This window comes from Bradyrhizobium sp. (assembly GCF_049798375.1).
In the GTDB taxonomy this organism is placed as follows: domain Bacteria; phylum Pseudomonadota; class Alphaproteobacteria; order Rhizobiales; family Xanthobacteraceae; genus Bradyrhizobium.
The window spans coordinates 1-5,261 of the sequence record NZ_JBARGP010000139.1 but is presented as its reverse complement, the minus strand read 5'-3'; the positions used below and the strand labels follow the sequence as shown (position 1 = coordinate 5,261).

The following is a 5,261-nucleotide window of genomic DNA, read 5'->3' as shown; positions in this document are numbered from 1 at the left end:
GTGCGGCCGGTGGCGGCGCGCCTTGCGGCGCCGGCAGGCCTGGCACATTGCCGCCGGGTCCGACCGGCCCGGGAATGCCGGGCACCCGCTGCTGCGACGGCTGCTCATTGGATTCGGTGAGCTGCACCGTCCAGGCGCGCTGGTCGCCGGTGTCGACCTCGAAGAAGCCGGTGCGGTCGAAGCCGCGCGCCAGGCAATTCTCGGTTCCCTTGATGGTGAACTCCTTGTCGCGCGAGCACATGAAGGCCTGGCCGGACCATTCGCCGCCGCGGTCATAGTCGAGCGCGTAGATGTAGTAGTAGCGCGCCACCAGCGTGCCCTTCAGCAGGGTCTCACAGCTCCGCGACGATACGTTCCACCAGCCTTCCGTGGTCCATCCCTCGGCGTCTTTGTAGCCGAGCGCGATGCCGACGCGGCTGGCGGTGTTGTTGCAGAGGCGGAAATCGGCCGCGGCAGGGCTGGTCCAGAGCGCGGCCAGGCACAGCGTCAATGCTGCCAGCAGGCCGACGTGACGGCGCAGCGGAACAGCATGGTGGAGGAGGGTGGTTCTGGAGGTCATTGCGCGAGGCTACAGTGCTCGTTGGTGTGGTCGCGTCGCCTGGCGGCAACGGTCTGAGACGAAGGCGGCCATCTTCGTGCAAATTGCGCGTCGGGGCCAGTCCTGTTCCATCGCGCGCGTTCAACCCCTTGTCCGCACCGCGATATGGCAAAATCGGCTGCCAGTCGCCATTATACCAGGAATCGGCAACAACAGCACAACGGACGACATGGCCATGGACAGCACCACCCGCACCGAACTTGAGGCCGCCGCGTTCCGCAGGCTGCTCGAGCACCTGCGCACGCGCACGGATGTCCAGAACATCGACCTGATGAATCTGGCCGGATTTTGCCGCAACTGCCTCTCGAATTGGCTCAAGGATGCCGCCGACGAAAAGGGCACGCCGATGACGAAGGATGACAGCCGCGAGGCGGTTTACGGCATGCCATATGAGGAGTGGAAGGCAAAATATCAGCGCGAGGCCAGCCCTGCGCAGATGGAGGCGATGAAGAAGAGCCATCCCGGGCACTGAAGGCTGCGAGCCGCCGGGCCAATAAGGCTAACGAACTATTGGACGCTTCCGTTCTGTTTACCGTGACCGGTTAGGGAATGGTGATCGCCGGATTCGCACAGCGTTGCGAATCCAGCTGTCTCGGAAAGGCAACGAAAACGCAAGCGGCGTGACTGCCTTTTGTGGGCTGTGCAATCTGCAGCCACAACAAGATGTGGGCACGCTGTGGACGAGGGCGATGTTGCCTTGACGCAGGGCGCGCCAAACTTGAGGGTTTTTCTCAAGAACACGCGCGCGTCGCGATGACGACGCCTTCATTGAACCCACACCAGTTCCATTCAGGAGTAACAGATGGCCACCTCCGCCGCCATGAAGGAAGACGAGTCGCCCGCGACGCGCTTTGCCGTAGACCAGCTCAAGTCGATCATCGAACGGATCGAGCGGCTCGAGGAGGAAAAGAAGGCGATCTCGGAAGACATCAAGGATGTCTATGCCGAGAGCAAGGGCAACGGCTACGACGTCAAGGCGCTGCGCACCATCATCCGGCTGCGCAAGCAGGATCCGAACGAGCGCCAGGAGGAAGAGAGCATCCTGGAGACTTACATGCAGGCGCTGGGAATGGTGTAAGCGGCGGCAATGCCTTCGCTTAAGCTATCGGGCCGGAATTGCCACGATCCCGCAGGCTGGCCTTCCGATTGCAATGCACGAGCTCCTCTGCGGAGGATACCGCCGAGGGGCTTTTCTTATGCCGCAGGGCGGAGTCTCTGGTGTCGCCGAATGAGCGCTTGCCAGTTGACTCGCAGCTTGGCTAGCATCGGTAAACGGTTTGGAAGAGACGGGGAGCATGGGGCACAGGCAACTGTGCCTCATCGCTTTTTCAGGACATGATGTCTTCAGGATATCACGTCCGAGGCAGGTCCGATCAGTGCAGCGCTGCTGCGTGCACCGCGAACGATCGGGTCTCTAGCTTGACTGCGGCCACCCCCGTGAACTGGTCATAGGTCAGGCCCGGTGTGGCGTCGTCGGAGAAGCTGATCGTTAGCGCGCTCTGCGGCTTCACGAAGTAGCTGCGCATCACGGTGAGATCGGGGTCGCCGAGCATTGTGACCGACATCGCGCGCGTTGCGCTCGGTGCCAGCATCATCACCCGCATCCAGCTCGTATCGGTGTCCTTGGCGGCCGAGATGCGGGTGGCGTTGGTGACCAGGCCCTCCCGGGCTTGTGGCTCCTTGGCCGCGCCGTTGCTGGCGTCGGTCGAAGGGGTGGCGTTGCGGGACGACGAACGGTTCCGCGCCGAGATCGGCGCCGAGGCTACCACCACGCTGGTGCGGTCGGCCGGCGGGGCGGCAAGCGGCGCAAAGGCCATCGCGTTCATCACCGACGTGCTTCCGGTCGATTGCGGGTCTGCCATCGCCGCCCGGCGCGCGGTGATCGCGGCGACCTGCTCCGGCGTCGCCTGCTTCAGCGTCCCGGAATTGTCGCCCCAGAAGCCGCGGGCATTGATGATGTCGGCAAGGCTCTGCGGGCCCGCGCCCTGTGCTGTCGACGGCTCGGACTTACCGGCGGCCGCATCAGGCGTCGGCTTCGATTTTACCGGCTGAATCAGCTGGGTGTCAGCCGACGCCAATTGCAAAGCGCGTCCGAGCTTGCTGCGCGAGGCAGAGGTCGTGGTATCCGTTGTTGCCGCCGGCGCCGTTGAGGCGACCTGGGTAAACCTGGCATTGGTGAATTTAGCGTCACTCTCGGTCGCGCTCTCGTCGTCATCCTCGCTGGACTTGCCGCGGAACAGGCGGGCCAGCAGGCTCGGCGCGCTGAAGGTTGCCGCCTCATCGCCATTGCCACGCTTCTCGATATCGGCGCGCGCGAGCTCATAGCCCTTCAGCGGCACGCCATCCGAGGGAATGTGGACGGTGCGTCCATCGGGAAACACCCTGACCAGCTGGTCATGCGTCATCCGCGGCCAATGGCGGATGTTGCCGCTGTCGAGATGGACGAAGGGCGAGCCGGAGGTCGGGTAGAAGCCGACGCCGCCGCGCTGCAGCCGCAGGCCGGCGAAGCGGATCTGCTCCAGCGGTACACCCGGAATGTAGAAGTCCATCGCATGGCCCAGCATGTGCTGGCTATGGCGCGCCACGCCGGTATGTGCCGAACGACGGCGCAGCATCGCGTTGGTGCCGGGCGAGCGGTAGGCCGAGACGATCTGGATCGGCTGCCTGGCGTCGACGTCGCGATAGACCTCCCACAGGATGTCGAACAAATGACGGTCCATCACCGTCTCATCCTGGCTTCGCCAGTCGCGCAAAAAATGATTGAGCTTCTTCAGCGCGTCTTCATCGTAGCGGCCGTCGCGCTTGAAGGTGATGGTGAGATCTTCGCTGGAATGGGTGTGGTGGAAGGAGAGGGTGCGGGTCTCGTTGGAGGCGGTGGCATCATGGACCGATCCCGCGCCCATCAAGAGCAGCAGCGAGGCCAAGCCGAGATGGCAGCCGGCCAACCAGCCGGTCCGACCCGACAGCCCGTGGCTCGAGGTCTGACTGCTCACGACCGTTTTGCCAAAGATCTTGGAGAGAAAGATCTTTGGGTCAGAGATCTTCGGCAGCGAACGCCATTGGCGTACGAAAACAGACAGCAAGATGCAGCCCACCCGTCGACGAGCGTTTACTCAATACCCTCTAGCGACCCGTCCCGGCGAAAGAGAGAGCAAACGCGTTTTAAGGCGGGATGGTTAAAGGAGATTGACCGACCCGCCCCCCAGATTACTCTTAATATGATCTCTTGAGTGTGGCGAAAAAGTGCCAACGAATCTTCATGGGCCGAGGCGGCTAACAAAACAATGAACCCCGCTTCAGGCCGGAGCGGGGTTCTTTGATATCAAAGGGTTATTTCGGTCGGCCGCGAGGCTGCCGGTCCGGCAGCCGAGCCGCCCTTATTAACGGGTGAAAATGCGGCGCTGCGACCGGCGGCCGATCGGGGCCGGCGGGGGCGTCGGACTGCCGCCGCCGAACAGCCGTTCGAAGAAGTTCATTCCCGATGGCGCGCTGGTGTCGCTGGCGACGACCGATCTCGGCAGCGGACCGGTGGGGTGCGAATAGCTCGGCTGGGCATGGGCGACGTAGCCCTCCATGTCCTTGCCGTGGCTGTTCTTGAGCATGCCGATCATCTCGGCATCGCGGCCATAGATGTCCTTACGGAATTCCAGCTTGCCGGCGTCGTCCACGAAGGCGGTCTGATAGGTGATGTTGACCGGGATCGGGGTCGGGAATTTCAGGTCGATTTCGTTCGAACCATACATGCTGCGGATCTTCTCCGGGCTGTAATTCTCACCCTGGATGCCGAGCAGCACCGAAGCATATTGATCCGGATTTTGCACGCGCATGCAGCCGTGGCTGTAGGCACGCTCGGATTTGGCGAACAGGTATTTGTCCGGTGTGTCGTGCTGATAGACCAGGAACTTGTTCGGGAAATTGAAGCGAATGCGGCCGAGCGCATTGCGTTCGCCCGGCGGCTGCGAAATGTGCACCGAACCGTCCCGGTTGCGCTCGACCTTCAGGCCGATACGCGCGAGCACGTCCGGATCCTGCTGCAGCGCCGGCAGGTACTCGCCGTACACGATCGAGGGCGGCACGTTCCAGGTCGGGTTGACCGTGATGTACTTCATGGTCTCGGTCAGCAGCGGCGTCGCATGGATGCCGGGCTTGCCGACGACGACGCGCGTGGTCCAGGCCTGCGTGCCATGGTGCATGACCTTCAGCGTGTAATCCGGGATATTGAGGATCACATAGGCGTCGCCGAGCGCAGGCGCGCCGAGATCGCGCGGCAGCCAGCGCCAGCGCTCCATGTTGACGATGACGGTGTCGATCTGCTTGTCGCGCTTGGGCGTGTTGAGCGCGTTGACGGTGCGCTCGTCGAGCACGCCGGTCGGCTTCAGGTCGACGCTGTCCTGGAATTTACGCACCGCGGCGGCAACCTTGGCATCGTAACGGTCGTCACTCGGATTCTCGACGCCGAGCTTGGCGCGCAGCTGCGGCACGCGCGGATCCGACATCTGGGCTTCGGCCTCGGGCGCGTTCTTAGCCCGGGCCGGGGTGTATTTCAGCGCCACGCCGTTATCGATCTTGATGGCGGCAGTGCCGGTCGCGCCGCGCAGCTCGGCCAGCTTGGCCTTCAGCTCCTTGTAGAGCTTCTGCGGCGGGTTGTAGCTGTCCAGCGCCG

At 63.2% G+C, this 5,261-nt stretch carries 5 protein-coding genes; 2 read left to right on the top strand and 3 right to left on the bottom strand.

What is annotated here, in order from left to right; genetic code table 11:
* The coding region (locus WA702_RS06060) for a DUF1036 domain-containing protein (RefSeq protein ID WP_425109625.1) at nucleotides 1-559 on the bottom strand (559 nt) is incomplete at its 3' end.
* A gap of 208 nt (nucleotides 560-767) precedes the next feature.
* Here WA702_RS06060 and WA702_RS06055 point away from each other — a divergent pair.
* Entirely contained in the window at nucleotides 768-1,070 is a 303-nt protein-coding gene (locus tag WA702_RS06055; protein ID WP_425109627.1) for a DUF1244 domain-containing protein, read from the top strand.
* Between the two features lie 330 nt (nucleotides 1,071-1,400).
* On the top strand, nucleotides 1,401-1,676 hold the full coding sequence (locus WA702_RS06050) for a DUF2312 domain-containing protein (RefSeq protein ID WP_425109624.1): 276 nt from the start codon (nucleotides 1,401-1,403) through the stop codon (nucleotides 1,674-1,676).
* A 295-nt stretch (nucleotides 1,677-1,971) separates the two neighbouring features.
* Here WA702_RS06050 and WA702_RS06045 read toward each other — a convergent pair whose 3' ends face one another.
* Complete coding sequence (locus WA702_RS06045) at nucleotides 1,972-3,501, bottom strand: DUF882 domain-containing protein (protein WP_425109626.1); 1,530 nt, start codon at nucleotides 3,499-3,501, stop codon at nucleotides 1,972-1,974.
* A 477-nt stretch (nucleotides 3,502-3,978) separates the two neighbouring features.
* Nucleotides 3,979-5,261, bottom strand: a 1,283-nt coding sequence (locus tag WA702_RS06040; RefSeq protein WP_425109623.1) for a L,D-transpeptidase family protein, incomplete at its 5' end; no start/stop codon positions are given.

Excerpts from the sequence above, each read along its gene's own strand:
- WA702_RS06055 (WP_425109627.1), top strand. The coding sequence starts at position 768 with ATGGCCATGGACAGCACCACCCGCACCGAACTTGAGGCCGCCGCGTTC.
- WA702_RS06050 (WP_425109624.1), top strand. The coding sequence starts at position 1,401 with ATGGCCACCTCCGCCGCCATGAAGGAAGACGAGTCGCCCGCGACGCGC.
- WA702_RS06045 (WP_425109626.1), bottom strand. The coding sequence starts at position 3,501 with ATGGGCGCGGGATCGGTCCATGATGCCACCGCCTCCAACGAGACCCGC.